The 26,482-nt window shown below is 64.6% G+C and carries 24 protein-coding genes; 16 read left to right on the plus strand and 8 right to left on the minus strand.

Features of this window, described 5'->3' with window-relative positions:
* Positions 1–81: 81 nt before the first annotated feature.
* From OSH12_RS11040 to OSH12_RS11055, 4 genes are read right to left on the minus strand one after another with little or no spacing between them, the layout of a single operon-like run.
* Positions 82–711 carry a glutathione S-transferase family protein gene (locus OSH12_RS11040; protein ID WP_266343596.1) on the minus strand — a complete coding sequence of 210 codons (630 nt, stop codon included), beginning with the start codon at positions 709–711 and terminating at the stop codon, positions 82–84.
* Entirely contained in the window at positions 708–1,397 is a 690-nt protein-coding gene (locus tag OSH12_RS11045) for a Rieske (2Fe-2S) protein (protein WP_266343597.1), read from the minus strand. The genes OSH12_RS11040 and OSH12_RS11045 overlap by 4 nt, the downstream gene beginning before the upstream one ends.
* A 37-nt stretch (positions 1,398–1,434) precedes the next feature.
* Complete coding sequence (locus tag OSH12_RS11050; protein WP_266343897.1) at positions 1,435–1,698, minus strand: hypothetical protein; 264 nt, start codon at positions 1,696–1,698, stop codon at positions 1,435–1,437.
* Entirely contained in the window at positions 1,698–2,660 is a 963-nt protein-coding gene (locus OSH12_RS11055) for a helix-turn-helix domain-containing protein (RefSeq protein WP_266343598.1), read from the minus strand. The genes OSH12_RS11050 and OSH12_RS11055 overlap by 1 nt, the downstream gene beginning before the upstream one ends.
* A gap of 280 nt (positions 2,661–2,940) precedes the next feature.
* Between OSH12_RS11055 and add the strand changes: the two genes are divergently transcribed.
* The 14 genes from add to OSH12_RS11125 all read left to right on the plus strand — a co-directional run bounded on the left by add (position 2,941) and on the right by OSH12_RS11125 (position 20,527).
* Positions 2,941–4,005: an adenosine deaminase gene (add, locus tag OSH12_RS11060; protein WP_266343599.1), complete on the plus strand. Its 1,065-nt coding sequence runs from the start codon at positions 2,941–2,943 to the stop codon at positions 4,003–4,005.
* A 25-nt stretch (positions 4,006–4,030) separates the two neighbouring features.
* Positions 4,031–5,155 carry a BMP family ABC transporter substrate-binding protein gene (locus tag OSH12_RS11065; protein ID WP_266343600.1) on the plus strand — a complete coding sequence of 375 codons (1,125 nt, stop codon included), beginning with the start codon at positions 4,031–4,033 and terminating at the stop codon, positions 5,153–5,155.
* Positions 5,156–5,228: 73 nt separating this feature from the next.
* Entirely contained in the window at positions 5,229–6,806 is a 1,578-nt protein-coding gene (locus tag OSH12_RS11070; protein ID WP_266343601.1) for an ABC transporter ATP-binding protein, read from the plus strand.
* 1 nt (position 6,807) lies between these two features.
* Positions 6,808–7,887 (plus strand): ABC transporter permease, encoded by a 1,080-nt coding sequence (locus OSH12_RS11075; RefSeq protein WP_266343602.1) that lies wholly within the window; start codon positions 6,808–6,810, stop codon positions 7,885–7,887.
* 9 nt (positions 7,888–7,896) lie between these two features.
* Entirely contained in the window at positions 7,897–8,832 is a 936-nt protein-coding gene (locus tag OSH12_RS11080; RefSeq protein ID WP_266343603.1) for an ABC transporter permease, read from the plus strand.
* Positions 8,833–8,907: 75 nt separating this feature from the next.
* Positions 8,908–9,777 carry an aromatic ring-hydroxylating oxygenase subunit alpha gene (locus OSH12_RS11085; RefSeq protein ID WP_266343604.1) on the plus strand — a complete coding sequence of 290 codons (870 nt, stop codon included), beginning with the start codon at positions 8,908–8,910 and terminating at the stop codon, positions 9,775–9,777.
* A gap of 60 nt (positions 9,778–9,837) precedes the next feature.
* Positions 9,838–11,166, plus strand: a complete 1,329-nt coding sequence (locus OSH12_RS11090; RefSeq protein WP_266343605.1) for an amidohydrolase family protein — start codon at positions 9,838–9,840, stop codon at positions 11,164–11,166.
* Between the two features lie 83 nt (positions 11,167–11,249).
* A complete protein-coding gene (gene guaD, locus OSH12_RS11095; protein ID WP_266343606.1) occupies positions 11,250–12,620 on the plus strand; it encodes a guanine deaminase in 1,371 nt (456 codons plus the stop codon).
* 202 nt (positions 12,621–12,822) lie between these two features.
* Positions 12,823–13,863 (plus strand): substrate-binding domain-containing protein, encoded by a 1,041-nt coding sequence (locus tag OSH12_RS11100; protein WP_266343607.1) that lies wholly within the window; start codon positions 12,823–12,825, stop codon positions 13,861–13,863.
* A gap of 395 nt (positions 13,864–14,258) precedes the next feature.
* Entirely contained in the window at positions 14,259–15,512 is a 1,254-nt protein-coding gene (locus OSH12_RS11105) for an LVIVD repeat-containing protein (RefSeq protein WP_266343608.1), read from the plus strand.
* Between the two features lie 163 nt (positions 15,513–15,675).
* On the plus strand, positions 15,676–17,229 hold the full coding sequence (locus OSH12_RS11110; protein ID WP_266343609.1) for a sugar ABC transporter ATP-binding protein: 1,554 nt from the start codon (positions 15,676–15,678) through the stop codon (positions 17,227–17,229).
* Positions 17,222–18,241: an ABC transporter permease gene (locus OSH12_RS11115; RefSeq protein ID WP_266343610.1), complete on the plus strand. Its 1,020-nt coding sequence runs from the start codon at positions 17,222–17,224 to the stop codon at positions 18,239–18,241. Before OSH12_RS11110 ends, OSH12_RS11115 begins: the two co-directional genes overlap by 8 nt.
* Before the next feature lie 160 nt (positions 18,242–18,401).
* Complete coding sequence (locus OSH12_RS11120; protein WP_266343898.1) at positions 18,402–19,340, plus strand: glycosyltransferase family 8 protein; 939 nt, start codon at positions 18,402–18,404, stop codon at positions 19,338–19,340.
* A gap of 359 nt (positions 19,341–19,699) precedes the next feature.
* Positions 19,700–20,527 (plus strand): glycosyltransferase family 2 protein, encoded by an 828-nt coding sequence (locus tag OSH12_RS11125; RefSeq protein ID WP_266343611.1) that lies wholly within the window; start codon positions 19,700–19,702, stop codon positions 20,525–20,527.
* Positions 20,528–20,532: 5 nt separating this feature from the next.
* Here OSH12_RS11125 and mtnK read toward each other — a convergent pair whose 3' ends face one another.
* The 3 genes from mtnK to OSH12_RS11140 all read right to left on the minus strand — a co-directional run bounded on the left by mtnK (position 20,533) and on the right by OSH12_RS11140 (position 23,800).
* Positions 20,533–21,795: an S-methyl-5-thioribose kinase gene (gene mtnK, locus OSH12_RS11130; RefSeq protein ID WP_266343612.1), complete on the minus strand. Its 1,263-nt coding sequence runs from the start codon at positions 21,793–21,795 to the stop codon at positions 20,533–20,535.
* A gap of 94 nt (positions 21,796–21,889) precedes the next feature.
* Positions 21,890–22,732 carry a hypothetical protein gene (locus OSH12_RS11135; protein WP_266343613.1) on the minus strand — a complete coding sequence of 281 codons (843 nt, stop codon included), beginning with the start codon at positions 22,730–22,732 and terminating at the stop codon, positions 21,890–21,892.
* 18 nt (positions 22,733–22,750) lie between these two features.
* Positions 22,751–23,800 carry a substrate-binding domain-containing protein gene (locus OSH12_RS11140; RefSeq protein WP_266343614.1) on the minus strand — a complete coding sequence of 350 codons (1,050 nt, stop codon included), beginning with the start codon at positions 23,798–23,800 and terminating at the stop codon, positions 22,751–22,753.
* A 241-nt stretch (positions 23,801–24,041) separates the two neighbouring features.
* Here OSH12_RS11140 and mtnB point away from each other — a divergent pair, with 241 nt between their 5' ends.
* Together mtnB and OSH12_RS11150 are read left to right on the plus strand one after the other, a co-directional pair.
* Entirely contained in the window at positions 24,042–24,701 is a 660-nt protein-coding gene (gene mtnB, locus OSH12_RS11145) for a methylthioribulose 1-phosphate dehydratase (protein WP_266343615.1), read from the plus strand.
* A complete protein-coding gene (locus tag OSH12_RS11150) occupies positions 24,698–25,255 on the plus strand; it encodes a 1,2-dihydroxy-3-keto-5-methylthiopentene dioxygenase (RefSeq protein WP_266343616.1) in 558 nt (185 codons plus the stop codon). Before mtnB ends, OSH12_RS11150 begins: the two co-directional genes overlap by 4 nt.
* Before the next feature lie 51 nt (positions 25,256–25,306).
* Here the strand turns inward: OSH12_RS11150 and cdd are convergent, their stop codons facing one another.
* On the minus strand, positions 25,307–26,287 hold the full coding sequence (gene cdd / locus OSH12_RS11155; protein WP_266343617.1) for a cytidine deaminase: 981 nt from the start codon (positions 26,285–26,287) through the stop codon (positions 25,307–25,309).
* Positions 26,288–26,482: the final 195 nt, after the last annotated feature.

Consider the following 26,482-nt stretch of genomic DNA (forward strand, 5'->3'; position numbering starts at 1 on the left):
AACCTCGATCAATGGCGGCAGAACCTGCCGAGAACGTCTCTTCACCTCTCCCTGAGGGAGAGCTGACGAAAGCATACATCCTCAATGATAATCAGGGATGCCCGGCATGGTGATGAAGCCCGGAATCGTCCGAACCCGCCGCATCCAGCGCCGGAGAGCCGGATATTCGTCGTGATCGACGCCAAAGTCACGCGACAGCGCGATCGCCGGGAAGACGGCGATATCGGCAAGGGTGGCGTGATCGCCGACGAACCAGGCAAAGCCTTCGAGTTCCCGCTTGGTCATGTGGTCATCCATGATGCGGAAGGCCCGACGCGAGGCGGCGATAGCGGCATCCCGGTCGGCGGGGACCTCCAGCATGTCGTGCAGCCGCGCCAGCGTCGCCGGCGCAAGATCGGCGCTGGCAAAGAACAGCCAGACCATCACCTCGCCGAAGCGCTGGGAATCTGCGGGCAGCCACTGGCCGTCCCCGTCGTGCAGGCGGGCGAGATAACAAAGGATCGCACCGGAATCGCGCAGGGTCGTGTCGCCATCGACAAGGATCGGCAGGTTGCCGAGCGGGTTCAGGCGCAGATATGCCGGCGAGCGCTGCTCATGGCCGGGATGAACATTGACCGCCACCTTGCTGTATTCGATGCCAAGTGCCGAAAGCAGCAGCCGGACCTTGTAGCTGTCGGAGTCCAGTTCGTAGTCGTGCAGGACGAGGCTCATGCCAGCGCTCCCGCCTGCCGGGCAGCCGATGCGGGCGCGATTGCGGGCAGCGCTTCCAGCGTGGCGCGCAGGTCCTCGGCCCAGACGGCGATATCCTTGGGAGAGAGATCGCCGCCGGTGCGGGCAATATGCAGGGCGGAGCGTTCGGCGCCGTACGGCTGCAGCGCAAGGAACAGATCAGCGCCGTCCAGCGCGATACCGAACGTGCTCGACGACAGGCTCTCGAATGATCCGGCAAGGCCGGCTTCCAGCAGGAGCGCGACCATCTCCGGTGCGCGGTCGAGATAGAGGCTGCGCACGGGCACGGCAGCGAAGTCGGCCGGCGGCGGCTCGGTCGCCTCCGGCGCGGACTGCACCCAGATCATGCCGGCGGCCTCGACCGAGGCGTAGGTCGGCACCTTGATCGTCTCCGGCACTTCCAGGCTCGGATGCGCCGGGATGTGGCGGCACTGGCCGGCCTCGTCATACTGCCAGCCATGATAGAGGCAGGCGATGTGATTGCCGCGCACGAAGCCGAACGAAAGCCGCATGCCGCGATGCGGACAGCGATCTTCCCAGACATGGCTGGCGCCCGACGCGTCGCGCCAGACCACCAGTTCCTTGTCGAAGAGCTGCGTCCCCGCCGAGGTCCCCGGCTCCAACCCGTCGCCAAGCGCTAGCGCATACCAGCCGGCTGCAAAACCCATGACTGCCGTTCCCCTGTTTCTGGATATTCCGGAGCGGTCATTGCCGTTCCGCATTGCGATAGATGTCGAGCACGAGGCAATCGATCGGCCCCAGGCTGCAGGCCATCTCGAACATGTCGACGAGATCGGCAGCCCCTTCGACCGCGACCTCGACCCGCTCATCACTGACCGTGCCGAGGCGCATGCCGAGCGACAGGCGGGCGGCGCGATGGCGCACGAATTCCGCAAAACTCTCCGGCTTGAAATGGCCGAGAAAGACCATCGTCACCGGCTCGGTCGTGGCTTGCCCAAGCTGCCTCATCACGCCAGTGCACCCTCGAATTCCGGCAATTGCTGGCGGCGATAATCGCGCGGCGCGACGCCGTAGCGCGACTTGAAGGCGCGGCGGAAATGCGCGTCGTTGTTGAAGCCCGAGCGGAGACCGATCTCGTTGACGGTCAGCGCGCGCAGATCGGCGCTCTCCAGCCCCTTGCGGCTCTGGTCGAGCCGGCGCTCGCGGATCCAGTCGGTGACGGATTGGCCGTCGCCCTGGAACAAATGGTGCAGATAGCGCACCGAGATGCCGTTGGCGCTGGCGATCCTGTCCGGGTTGAGGCCGTTATCGGCCAGCTGCGCATCGATGAAGGATTTGACCGCATTGAGGCGGCGGCGCTTGATCACCGAGCTCTGGTTTTCGTGCGCCTCCGACAACAGCGCTGCCAGCGCGCCGAGGCTGGCGACGACCCCCTCGGCAAAGGCGTCCTTGGCCCGCGCCGAGGGAATCGCATGGATGTCGGGAATGGCCCGGGCGCTGCCGAGCACGGTGGCGAGGATGCGATCGCTCGCCTCGATCCGCACGGCGCAGATGTCCTCCAGGCAGGAAACGTAAAGGCCGATGCGGCTCGACGGCACCTGCAGGATGACGACGGCGCCCTCCTCGACCTGAACATATTCGAGCGGACTGGTGGTCATGTGAAAGGCGGCCTGCCCGGCTTCGAGCTGCACGGTGCGGCCGAACTGCGAGAAGCTGCAGCGGGCGTCGAGCGGGATCGTCAGCACGAGGCGCTGGCGATGGGCGCGGTAGATCTCGTGCGGGGTCTGGACGGCGACATAGCGCGGCGCCTTGAACAGCCTCAGGCCGAGCGTGCCGAGATCCCAGAGATTGAGGCTGGCGCGGAAGCCGGCGCGGTCGCCGGGCGCCACCGTCATCGGGCTGCAGCTCTGCCACATCATGGCTTCCCATTCGGGATGGTCGAGCAAAGTGCGGGCACCGGACGGAAGCATGAATTCCCCTCGTGGTGGGCGACGGATGCCCATCGCCTAACATTCAGGCATGTCTAACCTGTAGGCAATGCGACATCAATGCGCCTTCGCATCGGCGAGGCCGGAGCGACCCTCCGCCGAGCGCAACACGACCGGCGCGAGAGCGCAACGCCCCTCATGGCGTTGGACGCGGAAGCCGGTCAACGCCTTGGATCGGCAGGCCAGCCCAGCCCGCAGCCATCATCGCAGGAAATTGGGACTGGCCTGAACATTGCTTCACAGGACCCCAGGAGTGAACCCGATGGACCTTGCCAGTTTCGCGCGCCGCATCCCCAAGATCGAATTGCACCTTCATCTCGAAGGGGCAGTCCGGCCGTCGACTTTCGTGGAACTGGCGCGAAAGAACGCCGTCGAACTGCCGCCCTTTAGCGAGATCGACGAACTCTACCGCTATGACAATCTGCCGGATTTCCTGAAGATCTACGATCTGGTCAGCCGCTCGATCCGCGACGCCGACGACTTTCATCGCGTCACCTATGAGATGCTGGAAAGCTGCGCGGCCAGCAACGCGCGCCATGTCGAGTTCTTCCTCTCGGCCCATGCCCATCTGGCGCAGGGCGTCGCTTACCAGACCATGCTGGAAGGCGTCCTGGCGGCGATGGCCGACATAGAGACCGACAAGGGCATCACCTCGCGGCTGATCCCGGCCCACAGCCGGGAACTCGGCCCCGAGAACGGCCTCGAATTCCTCGACATGGTGCTGGCCCATCGCAGCGACGAAATCATCGGCATCGGCCTCGACTACAACGAGGCGCCCTTCCCGCCCGCCCCATTCCAGCCGCTGTTCGAGCGCGCGAAGCAGGCCGGCCTGCATGTGACTGCCCATGCCGGCGAAGGTGGCCCCGCCGCCAACGTGCGGGATTCGCTGGAGATTCTGGGCGTCGAGCGGATCGACCACGGCTATCACGTCGTCGACGATCCGGCCCTCGTCGCGCAATGCCGCGAGGCCGGCACCTTCTTCACCTGCTGCCCGAGCACGACAGAGGCGACGACCCAGTGGCGCGACCTGTCGGCACCGGACCATGCCATCCGCCAGATGCTCGATGCCGGGTTGAACGTCACCATCCATTCCGATGACCCGCCGATGTTCGCGACGGATCTGGCCAATGAATATGTCTTGGCCGCCTCGAAATTGCGCATGGACGCCCAGATGCTCAAGAAATGCGCACTCGATAGCATCCGCGCCTCCTGGCTCGACGAAAGCGTCAAGCGCGCCTGGCTTGCCGACTGGTCGACCGAAATCGACGGGCTGATGGCCGAACTCGACGCCGCGACCGCCGCATCCCACCCAGAACTCACTTCCTGAACACCACAAAAACCGAGGGGACAGAATGATCGACTTCAAGAACATGGACCGCCGCCGCTTCATGGGCCTTGCCGGCATGACGGCCGCCTCGTCGCTGATGCTGCCGCAGTTCGCCCGGCCGGCCTTCGGCGCCACGCCGCTCGCCGCCGTCAAGGAAGAAGAGGCCGTGATCGGCTTCGGCCATGTCGGCCCGATCTCGGACGAGGGCTGGACCTGGAGCCACCACCAGGGTCTCGAAGCGGTCAAGGCCGCCTTCCCGAAGGCAAAGTATCTCGAAGTCGAGAACATCCCCTTCTCGGCCGATTGCACGCGCATCTATCGCCAGATGGTGTCCGACGGCGCCAACATGATCATCTCGACGTCGAACTACGGCGATTTGATCTATGAGGTCTCGGACCGCGCCACCGACGTCGCCTTCATGGAGTGCGACGGCCACCGCAAGGCCGACAACCTCTCCTACTACTACATCCAGCATTGGTTCCCGACCTATGTGGCGGGCGTCGCCGCCGGCATGCTGTCGAAATCCGGCAAGCTCGGCTATGTCGCCTCCTTCCCGGTTCCGGCCGTGTTCTGCGGCACCAACGCCTTCCTGATGGGCGCGCGCACGGTCAATCCGGAAGCGACGTTGCAGACGGTCGTCATCAATTCCTGGTTCGACCCGCAGGGTGCCAAGCAGGCCGGCACCGCGCTGATCGACAATGGCTGCGATTTCCTCTTCGGCATCATGGACGAGGCCGCCTACCTGCAGGTCGCGCAGGAGCGCGGCGTCTGGGCGGCGATGTGGAACACCGACATCCGTCGCTATGGCCCGGATGCCTATGTCACCTCGATCGTCCTCGACTGGAACCAGTACTACGTCGACCAGGTCCGCAAGCGGCTGGCCGGCGAATGGACCGGCGGCGAAGGCACGCTGCTGCCGATGGGCAAGGGCATCGACCGCGACGCCTGGGGCGCCAAGGTTCCGGCCGAGGTTGCCGCCAAGGCAGACGCCGTGCGCGACCGCATCCTCAACGACGGCTTCAATCCCTTCGTCGGCGAGATCAAGGACGTCGACGGCAATGTCCGCGTCAAGGCCGGCGAGACCATGAGCCCGGAAGCTCTCTACACCTGGGACTGGTCGATCGAGGGCGTGTCCGGCCTCAAGGTCTGACGCCACGCAAACAGCCCCTCCCTGCGAAGGGAGGGGCGCACTCCCCGCCTGTTAACGACGAGGACGCCCATCGATGCCTGAACTTGCGGTCCAGAACGCTCCCGCCAAGCCGATCATCGCGCTGGAAGGCATCGGCAAGGTGTTTCCGGGCGTCATCGCCAATGCGGATGTCGATTTCGACCTGCGCCCAGGCGAGATCCACGCGCTGCTCGGCGAGAATGGCGCCGGCAAATCGACGCTGATGAACATCCTGACCGGCATCTACCGGCCGGATTCCGGCCGCATCCTGCTCGACGGCGTCGCCCAGAGCTTCAATTCGCCGGTCGAGGCGATTGCCGCCGGCATCGGCATGGTGCACCAGCATTTCAAGCTGGTGCGCGCCTTCACCGTCGCCGAGAACGTCCATCTGGGCTGGAAGGATACGCCGCGTTTCGCCTCGGCGCAGGTGCTGGAAGCGCGGACGCGGGAACTCGCCGAGCGCTACGGCCTCGCCGTCCGCCCCGAAGCGCGCATCGACGAACTTTCCGCCGGCGAGCAGCAGCGCGTCGAAATCCTGCGTGTATTGGCCCGCCAGGCGCGCGTGCTGATCCTGGACGAACCGACCGCCGTGCTGACGCCCGCCGAGGCGCGTACCCTGTTCAAGGCGCTGCGAGCTTTCCGCGCCGCCGGCAACTCGGTCATCTTCATCAGCCACAAGCTCGACGAGGTGCTGGAGATTTCCGACCGCGTCACGGTGCTGCGCGGCGGCCGCAAGGTCGTCACCGAGCCGACGGCCAACTGCACCACGACCAAGCTGGCCCAGTTGATGGTTGGCCGCGAGATGGTGCTGGGCGGCCTGCGCGAGGCAATGGCGCCGCGCAGCGAACCCGGCCGCGTCGTGATCTCGCTGCAGAACGTATCCGCCGCCGATGATCGCGGCCGCGCCGGGCTGATCGATGCCAATCTTGAAGTGCGGGCCGGCGAGATCCTTGGCATCGCCGGTGTCGCCGGCAACGGCCAGCGCGAGCTCTCCGAAATCCTGACCGGCGTGCGCAAGCCGACCAGCGGCCAGATCCTGATCGAAGGCGTCGCGGTCGAGGACCCGTCGCCGTCGCTGTTCCTCGATATCGGCGTCGGCCATATCCCGGAGGATCGGCTGCGCAGCGGCGTCGCGCCCAGCCTCTCGGTCAGCGACAACGCCGTGCTGCGCGCCTACACCGAGCCGCCGATCGCGCAGGGAATCCTGTTCAAGCCCGGCGCCGCCGACACGCTCGCCAGAGAGATCGCGGCCGATGCCGAGGTGACCCTGCCGTCGCTGCGCACGCCGATCCGCAACCTTTCCGGCGGCAACCAGCAGCGCCTCGTCGCCCGGCGCGAAATGCGCATCGCCAGGCTCGCCATCGTCGCCGCCTATCCGAGCCGCGGCCTCGATGTCGGCGCGATCGCGACGCTGCTTCGCTACCTGATCGACCTGCGCAATTCCGGCGTCGCCGTCGTGCTGATTTCCGAGGAGCTATCCGAATTGTTCGACGTCACCGACCGCATCGCCGTCATGTTCAAGGGACGGGTGATGGGGCTGTTCGAGACACAGGACGCCGATCTCGAAACGGTCGGCCTGCTGATGGGCGGGCAGACGAAGCAGCCTGTCGTCCAGACCGTCGAGGCCGCCTGACATGAGCGGATTGCAATCCCTCCGCCTCGTTCGCGTCTCGGCCGTCTCCGGCCGCCGCATCCTCGCCGCGCGCGTGCTGAGCTTCATCGCGGCGCTAGCGGTCGGCGCCATCGTGCTCGCCGCTTGTGGCTTCGATCCGCTGCATCTCGGCACCCAGATCATCAAGAAGAGCCTCGGCTCGCGCTTCGGGCTGGAAGATCTCGGCCTGCTGCTGACGCCGCTGATCCTGACCGGCCTCGCCGTCACGGTGATGATGAAGATCGGCCTCTGGAACATCGGCGCCGACGGCCAGTTCTACATCGGCGCCTTCGCAGCGACGGCCATCGGCCTGTTCGTCAAGGGCCCGGAGCCGTTCATGCTGCTGCTCTGCTTCATCGCGGGCGCAGCCGGCGGCGCTGTCTGGATTCTCGTGCCGACGCTGGCCCGCGCCTATGGCAAGGTCGACGAGATCATTACGACGCTGCTGTTGAACTTCGTCGCCTTGCTGCTGGTCTATTACGTCGCCACGGGCCCGTGGCGGGATCGCACCACCGGCACCGTCGCCTCGACCGGCCGCGTGCCCTACGAGATGCCGGATTTCTTCGGCTCGCTGCATTGGGGCTTCGTCATCGCGCTGATCGCGCCGGTGCTGTTTGGCTTGCTGCTGCGCTACACCAAATGGGGCTATGAAATCCGCCTGACCGGTGCCAATCCGGAAGCCGCGCACTATGCCGGCATTCCGGTCCGCCGCCGGATGATCACCATCATGCTTCTCTCCGGCGCCATCGCCGGCATTGCCGGCATGCTGGAAGTGACCGGCACGGTGCATCGCCTGCAGGGCGGCATTTCCAACAATTACGGTTATCTCGGCGTCATGGTCGCGGTGTTGGCGCGCGGGTCGCCGGCCGGCGTCATCGCCGGTGCGCTCTTGATGGCGATCATCCTGAACGCCGGCATCATCTTGCAGACGCAGGGCCTGACCACCGCCGCCGTTCTCGCCCTGACCGGCCTGATCATGATGTTCACGGCGGTTGCCGACCAGTTCGCCCATTACCGCCTCGTCCGTGCCCTGCCCCAGGCAGCGGCGACGGCGGCTGGCTGAGGAAATCCCATGGAACTCATCACCGGCATCCTGACGACGGCGTTCCTGGCAGGCGGCGTGTTGGCGCTGGCAGCGCTCGGCGAAGTGCTGGCCGAGCGCGTCGGCGTCTTCAATCTCGGCGTCGAAGGGCTGATGGCGCTGGGTGGCGTCACCGGCATCATCGCCGTGACGCTCTATCCCAACCCGTTCTTCGGCTTCGCTATGGCGCTGCTGGTCGGCCTCGGCTTCGGCGCGCTGTTCGCGCTCGCGACCGTCGTCTTCCGCGCCAACCAGGTGCTGTGCGGTCTGGCGCTGACCATGCTCGGCTCCGGCCTCGCCGTCACCATCGGCAAGAGCTATTCCGGCATGCCGGCCAAGGCGACGTTCGAGAAGATCATCGTGCCCTATCTGAGCGATCTGCCTATCCTCGGCCGCGCCTTCTTCTCGCAGAATATCCTCGTCTACCTGATCTATCTGATCATCCCGGCCATCATCTCCTTCGTGCTGTTCCGCACCCGCCACGGCATGAATGTCCGCGCCGTCGGCGAGAACCCGGCCGCCGCCGATTCCGCCGGCATCCCGGTGACGCTGATCCGTTTCTGCTACGTCACCATCGGCGCGGCGCTCGGCGCGGGGGCCGGCGCCTATCTGACGCTCGCCTTCGTGCCGTCCTGGTCGGACGGTGTGGTCGCAGGACGCGGCTGGATCGCGGTGGCGCTGGTGATCTTCGCCGGCTACCGGCCGTTCGGCGCGGTGTTCGGCGCGCTGCTCTTCGGCGTCATCACGGCGATCGGCTATGTCGGTCAGGCGCGCAACTGGCCGATCTCGCCCACCTTCCTGTCGATGCTGCCCTATCTCGGCACCATGCTGGCGATGATTCTGCCCGTGTTCCTCTGGCGTCGCCTGCGGCTCGGCTTCACCGCCCCGGCCGGCCTCGGCGTGCCGTTCTTCCGCGACGAACGATGACCCGGCTCGCTCGAGAAGCGAGTGTGTGCAACATTTGGCGGCCTGCCCGCCGCATCTGCCCTGAGGAGAATGGCCATGGCAAGACCGGCTGAAAAAGCATCCCTCGACCAGTGGTACGTGATCGACATCGCGGCCGATATTCCGGCCGAGGCGAAGCCGAACCGGCTGCTCGGCCGCGACCTCGTCGTCTCCCGCGATGCGGCCGGAACCGTCGTCGTGCGGGAGAAGCTGGAAGGCGGCGCGCTTGGCGAGAGCCTGCCGACGCGCGACCGCTACGGCTTCATCTGGACGACGCTCGGCACGCCGGAGCGTGAACTGTTCGACATACCCGAAGCCGACGAGCCCGACCGGCGGCATGTCGTCTGCGGCGCGGTCGCCGTCCGCGCCTCGGGCCTGCGCATCGTCGAGAACTTCCTCGACATGGCGCATTTTCCCTTCGTCCACACAGACATCCTCGGTGCCGAGCCGCACACCGAAGTGCGCCACTACACGACCGAGATCCGCCGCGACGTCGACGAGGTCTGGGCCACCAATTGCGAGTTCTTCCAGCCGCAGGCCGCCCTTTCGGCCGCGGGCGGGATCATGACGCAGTACATGTACCGCGTCGCGGCCCCGTTCCAGACGCTGCTCTACAAGACCTGCCCGGCGGCGGCGAACCGCTGGGACGTGATCTGCCTGTTCGTGCAGCCGCTCGACCATGACCGCTGCCGCGCCCATCCGGTGATGTTCATCATCGACGACGAGAGCACGCTGACCAGCATGGTGCATTTCCAGCAGCTGATCTTCCTGCAGGACCGCATCATCCTGGAGAACCAGCGCCCGCGCCTGCTGCCTCTGGAACCCCGTGCGGAAATTCCGACCCGCGCCGACATTTCCTCCGTCGCCTACCGGCGCTGGCTGAAGGAGAAGGGCGTCACCTTCGGAACCGCCGAACGCGCCGCCTGACCATTCCAGCCTCCTTCCGCCAGATCCATCCAGAAGCCAGCATTCCGGGGCAGCCTTTCCATGACCATCGATATTGCCATCATCAACGGCACCGTGCTGCCGATGGGCGGCGCCAAGCCGATCGAGAACGGCGTCGTCACCATCACGGGCGGCACGATCACCGCGGTCGGCCCGGCCGACGAGGTCGATATCCGCGGCGCGCGCAAGGTCATTGACGCCTCGCTCTCGGCGGTGATGCCGGGCTTCTGCGACAGCCATACCCACATCGCCTCCAACATGCTGCTGCGCGGGCTGCTGGAGGACGTGAAGCTGTTCGAATGGCTCTCGACCATGTGGCAGCTGAAGAAGAACTTCGATCCCGAGACGCTCTATTGGGCGAGCCTGACCGGCCTCGTCGAGATGGTGAAATCCGGCATCACCACGTTCAACGAGCATTTCGACGCCTATGCCGTCGAGCCGGAGATCGAGGCGCTGAAGCGGATCCCGCTCCGGGCAACCCTCGGCTATGGCTTCGCCGATCGCGGTCTCTATGCGCCGATCACCGACTGGTCGTGGAAAACGTTGAATAATTTCGGCGATCTCGTCGCGAAGCATCACAAGACCCGCGACGGCCTGCTGCAGATCGGCCTGTCGCCGCATGCGCCCTATTCCTGCGGCGAGGAAATGTACCGGCTGACGCGCGAGGTGGCCGACGCCTACAGCGTGCCGATCCACACCCATCTCGCCGAGGGCACGCAAGAAATGGCCTATATGGCCGAGAACTACGGCACCTCGCCGGTGCGCTGGCTGGAATCGCTCGGCTTCCTGAAGGGCGACATCACGGCGGCCCATTGCACGCAGCTCGACACGGAGGACATGAAGATCCTGGCGGCGCATGACGTCAAGATCGGCCATTGCCCCTGCTGCAACGCCAAGCTCAACTCCGGCACCATGCCGCTCAAATGCGTGCTGGAACACGGCATCACGGTCGGCCTCGCCACCGACGGCCCGGCGAGCCACAACACGCTCGACATGTTCCAGGAGATGAAGTTCGCCGGCCTGATCCACAAGGACAAGACCAACGACGTCGAGTTCCTGAAGACCCACGAAATCCTGGAACTGGCAACCGCGCAGGGCGCCAAGGCGATGAATCGGCCGGAGACAGGCCAGCTCGTGCCCGGCATGGCGGCCGACGTGATCGTCGTCGATCTCGACAAGGCGCACAGCCTGCCCGTCTATGACACAGCAGCGGCCCTCGTCTATTCGAGCCGCGCCGACGACGTGACCCACACCATCGTCAACGGCCGAATGCTGATGGAAAAGCGCATCGTCGCGGGTATAGACGAGGCGGAAATCCGCCGCGAATTCCGCACCCGCGCCCATGCGCTGCGCCAGCGCAGCCTCGGCTGAACGACGGAGAGTGTTTTCAAGCGAAGTGGATACCGGTTCGCATGAAGAAAACGCGACTATAGAGACAGACGACAGGACCAAGCTTGACCGACCTCCGCAACAAGACGATCACCGGCACCTTCTGCCATGCACCGGTACTCGGCCAGATCGAGATCCTCAAGGGTGCGCTGGTCGAGATTGATGGCGAGGGCCGGATCGCGGATGTGATCCCGGCAGGCAGCGCCGCGCATGTCGAGAAGCGGGCGGCGGCGGAGGCAGCGGGGACGCTCGTCGTCGCGCCGGCGAAAAGCTACGTCCTGCCCGGCTTCGTCGATCTGCACATCCACGCGCCGCAATATCCCCAACTCGGCAAGGCGCTCGACGTGCCGCTGGAGGTTTGGCTGCAGCAACACACCTTCCCGCTCGAGGCGCGCTATGCAGACCTCGCCTTCGCGCGCCGCCACTATTCGGCGCTGGTCGAGGATCTGATCGCCAACGGCACGACGACGGCGCTCTATTTCGCCACCCAGCATGTCGAAGCCTCGATGGCGCTGGTCGACATCTGCCTGGAGAAGGGCCAGCGCGCCCTCGTCGGTAAGGTGGCGATGGATAATCCGGCCGAATGCCCGGAATACTATCGCGACGCCTCGGCCGAGGAAGGCATCGCCGGCACGAAGGCGCTGATCGACTATGTCGCCGCGCATCCGGAAAACCACGGCCTCGTCCATCCGGTGATCACGCCGCGCTTCGTGCCGTCCTGCACCGATCCGCTGCTCGAAGGGCTCGGCAAACTGGCGCGCGAATGCGGCTGCCACGTCCAGACCCATTGCTCGGAGAGCGACTGGGCGCATGGCTATGTGCTCGACCGCTTCGGCCGCACCGACGCCGAGACGCTCGACCGTTTCGGGCTGATGACGCGCCGGACCGTGCTGGCGCATTCGAACTTCCTGACCGATGGCGACATGGACCTGATCCATGCGCGCGGCGCCGGCGTCGCCCACTGCCCGCTCTCCAACGCCTATTTCGCCAATTCCGTGTTCCCGCTCCGGGCCGCCTTGGCGAAGGGCGTGCGCGTCGGCCTCGGCACCGACATCTCCGGCGGCCCGACCGCCTCGATGATCGAGGCGCAGCGCATGGCGATCGCGGCTTCGCGCATGCTGGAGACCGGCGTCGATCCGGCTCAGCCGCAAGAGACGCGCGGCCGCCCCGGCTCGCGCATCGATTTCGACGTCGCCTTCCATCTGGCGACCGCCGGCGGCGGCGACGCGCTCGACCTGCCGGTCGGCCAGTTCGCCCCCGGATTCCACTTCGACGCCATCCTCGTCGACCCGGACGCGCCGGGCAGCACGATGCGGGTCTGGGACGACATAGACAGCGACGAGGACGCGCTGCAGAAGATCGTCTACACCGCCTCGAAGGCCAATCTCGCAGCCGTCTGGATCGGCGGGCGTCCTGTCACCGGAGCGGCCCTTTAGCTGTGGTTTCTAAGGCCACGCCGTCCAAAACCAATCCAACGCAACAAATGACCCGAATTCCCGCTTGAATTGAAAACGCTTTTCTTTATGCCCTTCGGCGGAACGCTAGCTTGACACCGAATTGCGGCGATCGGGTCGGCGGTCCCAATCAAGACTGCCGCCGCGCCGGAAAAGACGTTCAAACACTGACGGGGTATGGGAAATGGGCAAAAAGCTTCTCTCGCTCGCACTGGCTGCGAGCCTCACCGCGCTCTCCTCGGGCGCTTTCGCCGAAGGCATCGCCGGCGCACCGGCGCCGTTCGACAAGGGTGGCGTCAAGATCGCCGTCATCTCGTTCCTCGGCTCGGGCGACTGGCTGCAGGCCTTTGAAGCCGGCGTGAAGCGCCAGGCCGAGGCGCTCGGCGTCGAGGCCAACCTCTCGCAGGCGCGCAACGACATCAACGCCCAGCGCGAGCTGATCCAGCAGGCGATCAATCTCGGCGTGAAGGGCATCGTCATCAACAACGGCCAGCCGGAAGCGCTGAAGGACGTCGCCCAGGCGGCTCTCGACGCCGGCATCCCGGTCGTCGCCTATGACGTCAACCTCGACAACGCCAAGATCCCGCAGATCGAGCAGTCCGACGCCGACATGGCGCGCCTCGTGCTGGAACAGGCCGTCAAGGAACAGGGCGAAACCTTTGACGGCGGCGCCGTCTATGTCGCCGGCTTCGCGCCGCTCGACCGCCGCTATGCGGTCTGGAAGGAATTTGGCCTGAAGTATCCGGGCATCAAGGAAGTCGCGACCTGGGGCGTCGTCAATGACAGCGTGCCTGCTTCCGTCGCCGACCAGACCAAGGCCGTGCTCGCTGCCAATCCGACGCTCTCGGTCGTCTTCACCCCCTGGGATGAATTCGCCCGTGGCGTGAAGCTTGCGATCGACGAGGCCGGCGTCGCCGACAAGGTCAAGATCTACGGCGTCGACATCTCGACCTCGGATATCCAGGCCATGCGCGAGCCGAACAGCCCCTGGGTCGCCACCGCCGCCACCAACCCTGCCGTCGTCGGCGAGGTCTCGGTCCGCGCCCTGGCGCAACTGATCGCCGGCCAGGATCCCGGCCGCTCGGTGCTGATCCAGCCGACCCTCGTCACCAAGCAGACCCTCGTCGACAACGACATCAAGACGATCGAGGAGCTGCAGGACAAGTTCCCGGCCTTCAAGGACAGCGACGCTGCCAAGAAGGATTGGATCCCGGCCTCAAAGTAAGTCCTTCGCCAACGCTCTGGCGTCATCCCGGGCTTGACCCGGGATCCATTCATCCGCGGACGGTTCACGGCTGAATGGATCCCCGCCTTCGCGGGGATGACGGCGAAATTTATGGTCGCCAGATGACACGGGCGTTGCAGAAAGACCCTCACCCCAGCCCTCTCCCGCAAGCGGGCGAGGGAGCAGAAAGGAAGCCTATCCTTCACCTCTCCCTGAGGGAGAGGTCGACGCACGAAGTGCGGCGGGTGAGGGTTTAGAAAACTATCCAGTGAGGCCGTAAACCCTCACCCGGACCTGCGGTCCGACCTCTCCCTCAGGGAGAGGTGAAGAAAGCACTTTCCATTGCCGGGCCCTGCCCGGCAATTGCCATAGAGACCAACTGAAAAGCTGCCGCCATGACTCTCCCCACGCCCGACTATGCGAAAAACATCCGCCTGATCGGCCATTCCGACCAGGGCGGGCGACCGGACGCGCTGCAGGTCATGGTGCATCGCGGTTTCGCCTATGTCGCGCACCCCTGGTCGCAGGGTTTTTCCATCATCGACGTGCGCGATCCGAAGAATCCGGGCGAAACCACCTTCATCCCCGCCCCGCCGAACACCTGGACGATCCATCTGCAGACGCATGACGACCTGCTGCTGGTCATCCATGCGCGCGACCTCTTCGCCGACGCCGCCTTCGCGGTGGACGAAAAGGTCTACTACACTAAGTCGGTCGGCGAGACGGTCGGCACGGCGGGCGGCGCGAAGCAGGCTCGCAACTGGTCGGCCGGCATGGCGATCTACGACATCTCGAAGCCGACCCAGCCGCGCCAGATCGGCTTCTTCCCGGTCGAAGGCGTCGGCATCCACCGCATCTGGTATGTCGGCGGCCGCTACGCCTATGTCTCGGCGCTGGTCGACGGCTACAGCGATTACATCTTCATGATCGTGGATCTCGATGACCCGACGAAGCCGGTCGAGGCCGGCCGCTGGTGGATCCCGGGCATGCATCTCGCCGGCGGCGAGCAGGCGAGCTGGGGCGAAGGCCGGCGCTATGCGCTGCATCACAGCTTGGTCGACGGCGACACGGCATATGCCTGCTGGCGCGACGGCGGCCTCACCATCCTCGACATCGCCGACAAGTCATCGCCAAAACTGATCACGCACAAGAATTGGTCGCCTCCCTTCGGCGGCGGCACGCATTCGCCTTTGCCCCTTCCGAAGCGCGACCTGCTGATCGTCGCCGACGAAGCCGTACTCGACCACGAGGAAGACGGCCGCAAGCGCACCTGGATCTTCGACATCAAGGACAAGGCGAACCCGATCTCGATCTCGACGCTGCCGACGCCTTCAGAGGCCGACTACACCGCCAAGGGCGGCCATTTCGGCCCGCATAATCTGCATGAGAACCGGCCGGGCAGCTTCGTTTCCGACACGCTGATCTTCGCCACCTACCAGAATGCCGGCGTGCGCGTGTTCGACATCTCGAACCCGTTCGAGCCGAAGGAGACCGGCGCGCTGGTGCCGGCAGCGCCCGAGCGCATGGTCGACAAGCGGGGCAATCGTCCGCGCGTGATCCAGTCGGCCGATCTGTTCGTCGACACCAACGGCATCATCTATTCGACCGATTACAACGCCGGCCTCGCCATCATGGAGTATGACGGCTAGGCACTCTTTCACCTCTCCCTGAGGGAGAGGTCGACGGCGAAGCCGGCGGGTGAGGGTTTACGTCCCCTCCGGAAACGCCGTAAACCCTCACCCGGCCCTTCGGGCCGACCTCTCCCTCAGGGAGAGGTAAAGAAGCGGGTCCTGCCCGGAGGCCTCTGACACCTTGTCCACCTCTTCTCCGCCCAAGAAAATCGCCGTCTCCGTCACGGGGCTGGAAAAGTCGTTCGGCCCGACGCGGGCGCTGGCCGGCGCGGATCTCGTCGTCGAGGCCGGCGAGATCGTCGCGCTGATGGGCGCCAACGGCGCCGGCAAGTCGACGCTGGTCAAGATCCTGTCCGGTTCGATCTCGGCCGATGCCGGCACGATCCTCCTGAACGGCAAGCAAGTCTCCTTCGCCTCGCCGGCCGAAGCGCAGGCCGCCGGCGTCGCGACGGTGCACCAGGCGACCGACCAGGCCGGCGCCGCCGGGCTCACTGTCGCCGAAAACCTGACGCTGAACGAGCTTTGCGGCACGGGCAGCTTCTTCGTCTCGCCGCGCTCGACCCGCAAGCGCGCGGCCCAAATCGCGGCGCTGATCGATCTCGACCTGCCGCTCGACCGCGATTTCATCGATTTGCGCCCGGCCGAGCGTCAGCTGATCGCCATTGCCCGCGCCGTCGCTTCGAAGGCATCGGTGCTGATCCTCGACGAGCCGACATCCAGCCTGTCCTCGACCGAGGCCGAGCGGCTGTTCTCGGTGCTGCGCCGGCTGAAGGCGAGCGGCATCGCCATCCTCTATATCTCGCACCGGACCGGCGACCTGGCGGCGATCGCCGACCGCGCCGTCGTGCTGCGCGGCGGCAAGGTCGTCGCCTCCTTCGCCAAGCCGATCGATTTTTCCGCAGCGGTTGCCGCCATGATCGGCCGCACGCTCGACGCCGCCCTGCATGACGGCATGGTATCGAGTGCGCCGATCCTCGCCTCCGTCAAGCGGGCGCGCCTGATCCCCGGCTCGCGGCCGTTCGATCTCGATCTCCGTTCCGGCGAAGTTGTCGCCATCACCGGGACGCTGGGCTCGGGCAAGAGCCGGCTGTTGCGGGCGCTGTTCGGGCTGGAGCAACTGGCCGAAGGCTCGTTCACCCTGGACGGCAAGCCGTGGCTCTCAAACGGCCCTGCCCGTTCGATCGACAATGGCGTGTTCATGGTGGCCGAGGACCGCTGGGCCTCATCGCTGCTGCCGCCCGAAATCCCCGGCGCGTCGATTGCCGGCACCATCGCGCTGCCGCATCTGCCGCGCTGGTTTCCGCTAGGATTGCTGCGCGAGACGCGCGAGCGCCTGGCGGCCTCCGACGCGATCAGCCGCCTTGGCATCAAGGCGCGCGGTCCCGACGACACGCTCGACCAGCTTTCCGGCGGCAACCAGCAGAAGGTCGTGCTGGCGCGCTGGCAGGCGGCGCCCTGCCGGCTGTTGCTGCTCGACGAACCCTTCCAGGGCGTCGATGTCGGCGCCCGCGCCGACCTGATCGCCGCGATCCGCAACAGCCAGTCAGGCTCGGCGACCCTGATCGCCACCAGCGACACCGAAGAAGCGCTGGAGGTTGCCGACCGCATCCTCGTCATGCGCGACCACTCCCTTTACGAGGCCGACGGCCATCATGAATCGCTCGCCGCCGTGATCGGCAGCGTCGAGAGCATCGAGACCCGGGCTGCCGGCATCCAGGACAAGCACCATGACTGATCAAGCTACCGCATCCTCGTCGAAGCCGGCTTCGACTTTCGCCGAGACGGCGCGCAAGTACGCACTGTTCGTGCTGCTAGGGCTTATGCTGGTCGGCTTCTGGTCGGCCCAGCCCGCCTTCATCAACTCGGCCAATCTGTTCTCCATCCTGCAGGCGGTCTCCGTCGTCGCCATTCTGGGCGTCGGTGTCTCGATCACCATGTCGGCCGGCGGCTTCGACCTCTCGGTCGGCAGCGTCGCGGCTTCGTCGGTGATGGCCGCGAGCTACGCCATGGTCGTGCTGCAGTTGAATGCCTTCGAGACACTCGGCCTCGTGCTGCTGATGGGCGCCTTCATCGGCCTCGTAAACGGCCTGCTGATCGTGCGCGTCGGCGTGCCGGACCTGCTGGCGACGCTCTCGACCATGTTCCTGCTCGCCGGATTGCAGCTGATCCCGACCGGCGGCCGCTCGATCACCGCCGGCATGATGCTGCCGAACGGCACCACGGCGGCCGGCGCCTATGATCCGGCCTTTCTCATTCTCGGCCGCGGCCGGCTGTTCGATACAGTGCCCTACCCGGTCATCGTCATGGGCATCGTCGCCCTGCTCGCCTGGTTCCTGATGGAGCGGACGCGCTGGGGTCGGGTGTTCTACGCCATCGGCGGCAACGAGACGGCGGCGCATCTCGCCGGCGCGCCGACCAAGGCCTATCGGCTCTGGGCCTATGTGCTTTCCGGCACGCTTGCGTCGCTGGGCGGCCTGATCGTCGCCTCGCGCGTCGGCCGTGGCGACGTCTCGGCCGGCAACTCTCTGCTGCTCGACGCGGTCGCCGCGTCACTGATCGGCTTCGCCGTGCTCGACAAGCGCCGCCCGCACGTGCTCGGCACGGTGCTCGGCGCCATCTTCGTCGGCGTGCTGCTGAACGGCCTGACGATGCTGAACGCGCCCTATTACACGCAGGACTTCGTCAAGGGCGTCGTCCTCGTCGGCGCACTGGCGCTGACGTTTGGGCTGGGCAAGAAGAAGCGGTAGGCGAGCCTGTCACATTACGGACCATTAGCGCTCTGGCCTTGGCCATTTCGCTCCGCTATGCAGAGCCCGAAGTGGCAGCACGACCGTGATGGTCGTGCTGCCACTTGCGGATTTGATATCCGCTAACGGCAAGTGCATTGAAAGATAAGGCCCAGTGTCGATGATCATCGTCAGCGCGAGTGACGACAATTTCGTCCCAGGATTGCTCAATCTTCTCTATTCGACACTTTTTCATAATAAAGATGCCGAATTTTATATTATCGATGCAGGGCTGAGCAACGCGAACATCGATCTCATCGTAAACTTTTCAAATCGAAATAAGATCCAGTCTCATATATTGCTGGCCGACAAGTCGCAGCTGGATCGTTTGCCGGAGAATCCTTACTGGACGTCCGCCATGTATGCGCGGCTCCTGATCCCGCAATTACTGCCGCAGCACAGCCGAGCTATTTATATTGATGCGGACGCAACCGTCGTGTCGGATCTATCCGAGCTTTGGACGATGCCCCTGGATGGCAACCTGTTGGCCGGCGTGCTGGACGGGAGCGTCCATCAGGAGGAACTCGATCATGTGGGCATGGGAAATGATGAGTATATCAATTCCGGTGTCCTGGTGTTTGACCTAGCCCTTTGGCGAGAGGAAAAAACTGCGGAGCAGGTCGTCCAGTATCTTCTCAGGAACAGGGAATTGATCTTCCCGGATCAATCGGCAATTAACGCCACCGTAAAGGGTAGGGTCAAATTCCTCGACCGTCGCTGGAATTTCTTTTCCTGGAAATACCCGGAGATCCCAGCGATCACGCCGACTATCATCCACTACACCGGAGACAATAAGCCCTGGAAGAAGCGGCGTGCCCCTCTGGCTGCGATCTACGAGGCCTATCGCAAGCTTTCCGGATCCGATTTTCCGCGACCGCGTGACCTGCCGGAATTCACCAAGGCGCGCCGGACGGTCGTCGGCTTGTTTTCTCTCCGCCCGAAATACTGGAAGATCGTCTATTACACCGCCCGTTGCAGGTCCAAGTTCACGACGCCGCACATCCGGCAAGTCATGGCCAGGGCGTCGCAACTGGACCAAGCCCACCCCAGGAAACCGTAGCCAACGGGCTGAGGGCCAGAGAGTTGAAACCCAGAGCTCCCTGGTCACGAAACATTCGAAATTTTACTGTCTCGTTGCCTGTCCGACAGGGCATCGTCTGCGCCCCGTTATGCCGGCCGGCCGGAATTGCCCACCCATTCCACCGCGCCCATAGCCCTTCCTTTGAAGAGACCTAGCTAGGTTAGCGATACATTAAAGAGGCCTTCTTGGCGCTAGGGACACACAACGAGCACCAAGATACCTAATTATTACTAATAAATTTCAACTAATACCATAAGATCAATCTTGTTTACGCCTTCATCAAGGTGGATTAGACAGCGGATGCTGTCACATTCAAACCGGATCGGAGCACCACACTCTTGCCGGCAATTTCCGCGATTATCATTACTTACAATAGCGGCGCGGTTGTAAGTCGAGCCACCCAAAGCCTCGAATCGGTATCCGAGATTGTGTGTGTCGATAACGCCAGCGCCGATGGTGGGCGGTCTGTGCTGTGTGACAAACGGACCCGACTGATCCGAAATTCACAGAATGTCGGATACGGCACGGCCTGCAATCAGGCGGCGCGCAATGCGCGCGGCGAGTTCCTGCTGTTCCTCAATCCCGACGTCGCCCTCAAGCAGGGCTGCCTAGCTGCCCTGTCTCGCGCAATCGATCGCTATCCCGATTGCAGCGTGTTCATTCCCCGCACGATCAAGCCCGACGGCACGACCTGGTACCGGGACCGCTCCCGCATCGAGGAATGGCGTCACAGGGGCCGGCGCTTCCGCAACCCCGTGCAGGGCGATTGCTGCACGCGCTTTGTTGACGGCGGCGTTTTCATGATCCGCCGCGATCTGTTCCTGAGCCTCGGCGGCTTCGACGAGAACATCTTCCTCTACCACGAGGACGACGACCTTTCGCAGCGCCTCGCCGAAGCCGGCCAGCCGATGGTCGTGGTTGCCGACGCGGAGGCGGTGCACGACCTCGGCCACTCCTGCCCATCGACCCTCCGCAATGCCTTCATTCGCCAGCAAGCGAAGAAGCGCTCGGAGATCTATCTGAAGCGAAAGTACGATATCCCGTACTCGAGGGTCCGCGACGGACTGGTCGTCTCGATCCGCCTGCTGTTTTACGCGGCAACGCTGCAAGGTCAGCGCGCGGTCAGTTCCGCCGCGCGCCTATCCGCCATCGCAAAGGCGCACTGACCGAGCTAGATCACCTTCGCCGCGGCGATCACGTCTTCCGGCGTACGGAAGTTCTGCGGTTCAAGCAGGAACTGGCGGGCGAGGTTGGCCGCCTTGGTCTCCAACGGGGCGCGGCGGGCAGGATCGGCTACAAGGTCAAAATCGATGTTGTGGGCGAAGCCGAAGATCCGGCGGATCGTCTTGACGCCGGCATAGCCGATAGCATCCGCAAAGATCTGGTCGAGGAAAGCCTCGCGACGCGCCGCCAGCACGGCCTTGTCGGCGGGATTGGCGAACATCGTCGCCGGATAGGCGTCGCCGCGCGCGCTGGTCTCCCAGAGCGCCAGGAAGCGGCCCTTGAACGTGTTCCAGAACACCGGCACCTGGTCCAGCACCCAGTCGGCCTGCTCGCGGCGATCGTCGCCAGCCGTCGCATGACCCGGCTGGGCCAGATAGTTCATCACCAGATTGGCCAGGAACGCACCGACGTCATAGCCGATTGGACCGACGAAGGAGAATTCCGGGTCCATCACCCGCGAATCTGTCTCGGTCACCATCACTGAGCCGGTGTGCAGATCGCCGTGTATCAACGCCTGGCCGCTGGTGAGGAAGCGCCAGCCGATATCGGCGACGGCGCCCTTCAGCGCGGAGTCGGCACGGAACTGCGTAGCCAGTCCGTCCAGTTCCGGGCTGGTCCAGCGGTTGCGCGGCGACTGGCTCAACGGATCAGAGAACACGACCTCGGCGGTGATGCGGATCAGGGAGGTGTTCTTGGCGAAGCTCGCGGTCCACTCCGCCTTTTCCTCGATTGTCGCGCCGATATCGGAGGTCGCAAACGTCGAGCGCGCGGCGAATTCGCCAACATGCTGCGCGACATGCGGGTAGCGACGTCCTTCGATCAGGCCACGGCGCAGGATGATGTGCGGCGACAAGCGCTCCATCACAAAGGCGTAGAGCTCTGGCTGGTAGTGATAGAAGCGCGGCGCTAGGCCTTCGACGTGCGGACCGACAGCCCGGTAGTAGGATTGCTCGAAGAAGGCGCGATCGAGCGGCAGCGGCCAGCTCTCTCCAGCGGCGCGCACGTAGGGAAGCGACTGCTTCACGCAGACCGAGCCATCCGGCCCGTCGACGAGGAAGACGAGGTTCAGATTGCCGTCGCCGACTTCCTCGACAGCCCAGGTTTCGGGCTTGCCGCCAAGCTTCGCCCGCATGTCCGGCAGCCCGTTCAGGAACGCGCGGACGGAGTGATTGTCGAGGGCGTAGTAGCCGGCGGGGGTAGGAAGCGACATGGAACCTGCTCAGAATCTCGAAGAAAGAATTGGCAACGGGAACGTATCGGAAGCAGGCTTGAGGTCCCGCTTCCGATAGAGACATGGGAAGAGGTTACTTCCAGCCGTAGCGCGTGGCAGCCGACTCGACCAACGCGGCATAGTCGGCCTCGATGACGTCGAGCTTCTTGACCAGCTCGGAATCGACGCCGCCGAGACGGGCGACATAGGCTTCGCCGGCGGGCTGGGTCTTCCAGTCATTTTCGACAAAGCGCGCGACCGCCTTGCCCTTGTTGGACACGGTCGGCTTGACCGGCTCGAACGCGTTCGCTGCCTTTTCGAGGCCCGCGAGGAACGCCGCATGGTCGAGACCGCTATACGGCTTGCCCTCGGCATCGGCGACGTTCAGGAAGAACATGTCATCGCCAAAGGCCGTGTAGCCGCCGCCCAAACCCTTGTCCACCGACGCGGCCTTCTCGAAGAAGGCCTGCGAGACGGCCGAATCGAGCTTGTCGCGCGGGAAGCTGACGGTGACGAAGTCGGTCGTGCCTGCCGGATCGTCGAGGCGCGAGACCAGCACGCTATACTGGCGGAAGACATAGCCAAGGCTCGCCGCGAAGCGATCCGCTGCCGCGTCGTCAAGATCGGCCATGGTCTGCAGCGACGCGTTGGTCTTGAGCAGATAACCGCCCGGCGTCACTTCGCTTACCATTTTCGAATCTTCGACGCCGGTGGCGGCGGCGATCTTCGGCACGATGTCGGTCAGCGCCTGAAGAGCGAACGCGGATCGGACCGCATAGGTCGCCTGATCCAGCTTCGGCAGGTCGAAGCCGGAGGACGGCGCTGCCTCATAAGAGATCAGGACGGGCTCTACCGCCTGGGCGGCGCTTGCCGCCATCACGACGAAAGCGGCCCCGAGGGCCGCTTTGCCGAACTTGCTGCGCATGGGCAGGTTCATAGGACTGTTTCCATTCGTCTACTGCGTCGCGACGGGGATCCAGCTGGCGGTCGCCGCGTCGCTCTTGCCGAAGGCCGGCAGCTTGGCGTTGAGATCTTCAACCGTCTTGATGGCGTTGTCGCGGAGTTCCTTTTGCGTGATCAGGACCGGCTTCACAATGATGTTGTGGCCCGGATCTTCGCCAGCGATCAACTTTGCGACGGCACGCACCGAAACTTCGCCGACTACGGCCGGGTTGGTGGCGGCCGTAGCAACCCACGGGCTACCCTCGGCGGCGATCTCGGTGATGTCGGCGGTCGAGATATCGGCCGAGTAGATCTTCACCTTGTCGGAAATGCCGAGTTCGTCGGTGGCCAGCTTCACACCACGGGCGAATTCGTCATAGGGGGCGAAGACAACGGTGATGTCGGGATTGGCCTGGAAGGCAGCCTTGGTCTGGTCGGCGGTCGACGAGGCTGTGGTGTCGTTCACCGCGCCCCAGCGCGCCTTTTCGACGATGCCGGGATTGGCCTTCTTGGCTTCTTCCCAGATCTCGTTGCGACGATCGAGCGGCGCAAAGCCGGCGACATAGACATAGCCGGCGTTGAACGAGGTGCCGTTGTCGGCGATCGCCTGGCCGAGGGCTGCCTTGGCCAGTTCGTGGTCGGACTGTTCGACCTGCGGGATCGCCGGATTGCCGAGATCGACGTCGAAGGCGACAACCTTGATGCCTGCGTCGAGCGCCTTCTGCGCGACGTCCTTCAGCGCTTCGGGCTGGCCATGGTCGATGATGATGCCCTGGACGCCGAGGTTGATCGCCTGTTCGACCTGCTCGCGCTGGGCGGCTGCGTCCTGGCGACCGGAGAAGATCTGCAAATCGATGCCGAGGGCCTTGGCCTGCTTCTGCGCGCCGGCCTGATAGGACTGGAAGAAGTCGCCGGCCGAGATGAAGGTGACGAGCGCGACCTTGACGCCGCCCTTGTCAAAGGGAGCCGGCGCGCCGGCGATACCCTCGCCATAAGCGGGGGCGCCAAGCAGGCTCGTGGCCATGAGGCCCGCGCCAGCGATTCCGAGTGCGAAACGCTTCATTTTCATGTCTCCCCTGTCGTCCCTTGGACGGCTACAGCCCGGCAACACGCCGGCTATCCAGCGGCGACGTCGCAATATAATTCTGATAGCCCGACGCCTGACGGGCGCGATACGAAGAATTTTCTCTTTATTCGTCCGGGAATGGGAAATTTGATCTCCCACACGCTTGCGCGCGCGTTTTAGTTAGTATGGTGGCAGCCGGCCTTGCGCCGGATCGCCTTTATTCGATGGAGTAGCCTGGTTGGCGCAGACGATTTCCCTGAAGACCGAAGCGGACGCCGACAGCGCCGTAGCGAAGGCTGTAGCCGGCGTCATCGCCGCCGGCCGCGCGGCAGCGCTGCGCCATTGGGTGCCGGCCACCTCCGGCAATTTCTCAGTCCGCATCGATGCCGGAAGGATCGCGATCACGCGCTCCGGCGTCGACAAGGGCAATCTGGTCGCCTCCGACATTCTGATCCAGCCGCTGGATGAAGCCTTGCTGCCGGGTTCCTCGGCCGAGGCTGAACTGCACACCGCGCTTTATCGGCAGCGGCCGGAGATCGGCGCGATCTTCCACGCCCACAGCCCGGCGGCGACGGTGCTATCCCGCCTGGCGCTTGGCGAAGCCACCGTGCGGTTCACCGGTTGGGAGTTGCAGAAGGCGCTCGCCGGCGTACGGACGCATGAGGCCATTGTCGACGTTCCCGTTTTCGCCAACGACCAGGATATCTCGGCCCTGTCGGGGCGGGTCGATGCGCGTCTCGCGCAGCCGGCCGCTGACGCGATTGCCGCGCCGGGCTATCTTCTCGCCGGACACGGTGTTTATGCATGGGGCGCCACCGAAGCGGATGCCGCCCGTCATCTCGAAGCGCTCGAAACGCTATTCGAATTCGAGCTTTCCTATAGGAGGTTCATTCCATGACCACTTTGACCATCTATCCGGACAAGGATCCGGCCAACCCGATCGTCGTCACGTCAGACCCGGCCGAGATCGGCGCCGAGTTGAACAAGGTCGGCGTGCTGTTCGAGCGCTGGAAGGCCGGCGCGGAACTCGCCGCCAATGCCAGCCATGAAGACATCCTCGCCGCCTACAAGGCCGAGGTCGACCGTCTCTCGGCCGCCGAGGGCTACCAGACCATCGACGTGATGCGCATCACGCCGGACAATCCGAACAAGCAGACGATCCGCACGAAATTCCTCGACGAGCATACGCATGACGAGGACGAGGTCCGCTTCTTCGTTGAAGGATCGGGCGCGTTCTATCTGCATCTCGGCGACAAGGTCTATCGCGTCGTCTGCACGCGCGACGACCTGCTCTCGGTGCCGGCCGGTACGCTGCACTGGTTCGACATGGGCCCGGAGCCGAACTTCACCTGCATCCGCCTGTTCATCTCGCCGGATGGCTGGGTCGCCAACTTCACCGGCGACAAGATCGCCTCGACGATCCCCGCCTTTGGCGAACCCGTCGCGGCGTAATTTTTCTTCTTGGCCCTCTCCCGTTCGCGGGAGAGGGCTGGGTTGGGCGCCCTACTCTCCCTGCACAAGTTCCCACGCCACCCGCTTGAACGAAGCCTTTGGCGCGACGGTCGCGAGCAGGTTGGGCAGATCGGCGGAATAATCGACCGCGCCGTTTTCGACCCCGCCCAGAACGGCCAGCTCGATCTCCTCATAGGCGCGGCCAGCAGCGATCCAGTTGACCAGCGCTACCTGCAACGGTCCGAGGCTCGGATTGAAGGCGGCGTTTTCCAACGCAGCGCCAGTGATCACTTCGCCATCCACAGATCGAAGCGCCACCGCCGAAGGCGCGCGGCTGTAGGGCACATAAGCCAGCCGCCCCGCGGCCAGCAGAGCGGCCTCCAGCGCCGGCGTATCAGCAATTTGCGACCGAACGACTGCCAGTTGCTGCCGCACACCGCCCTGCCCGACCGGCGTTACGCCGGCTTCGCCCAGATCCGCCGGCGAAAAGGCCCAGGGCAGCAGATCGCGCAGCCCGATCCGATGGCCCTGCATCGTGATGATGTCGAGATCCAGCCCGCCCTTGAACTCGGACAGGAACTGACGGCAATGGCCGCAGGGAGGGGCCGCTTCCAGCGCGATCGTCGCGATCGAGGCACCGCGCGAAAAGGCGCGGGCGGACAGGAACTGCTCGCCATGGATCGCCTCGCCCAGATTGGCGCCGGGGAACTCGACATTGCCGCCCAGGATCAGGTCGCCCGTTTCGCGTTCGAGCGCGACGGCGCCGATCGTGAAATGGGAGATCGGCGGCCGCGCCACGCCGCGCGCGAACGGAACCAGTTGGAGCATCAGCTCGTGAACATCGGCCAGCCCATACCGGACGATCCAATTCGCCGCGACGCTGGCCGGGATGACGAGGCCGTCGCGCGAATCACCAATCGCGGCAAGCTCCGCCCTTACATCGGCATTCAGTCCCGGTGCGATCTCGGAGAGCAGCGCCTGACAACGCAGACCAATAGCGGAATCCGGGCGGAAGCGATCGACAACATTCATCAAGGGGTCCTTAGTAAAAATGCGAGACTATCAACAATCTCTGACGCAATTCTCGCTACCCAGATTCATCTCAGAGAAGCATATGGCCTCCGCATCACGCGAAGTGCAAAAGCCATCCACCCGATGCAACCTCCGGTCGGCAACGGGATTGCTTTGCAGGCCGAATATATCCCATGGTGTCGTCAGGTGACTTGA

This window comes from Kaistia terrae (genome assembly GCF_026344005.1).
Classification (GTDB): Bacteria; Pseudomonadota; Alphaproteobacteria; order Rhizobiales; family Kaistiaceae; genus Kaistia; species Kaistia terrae.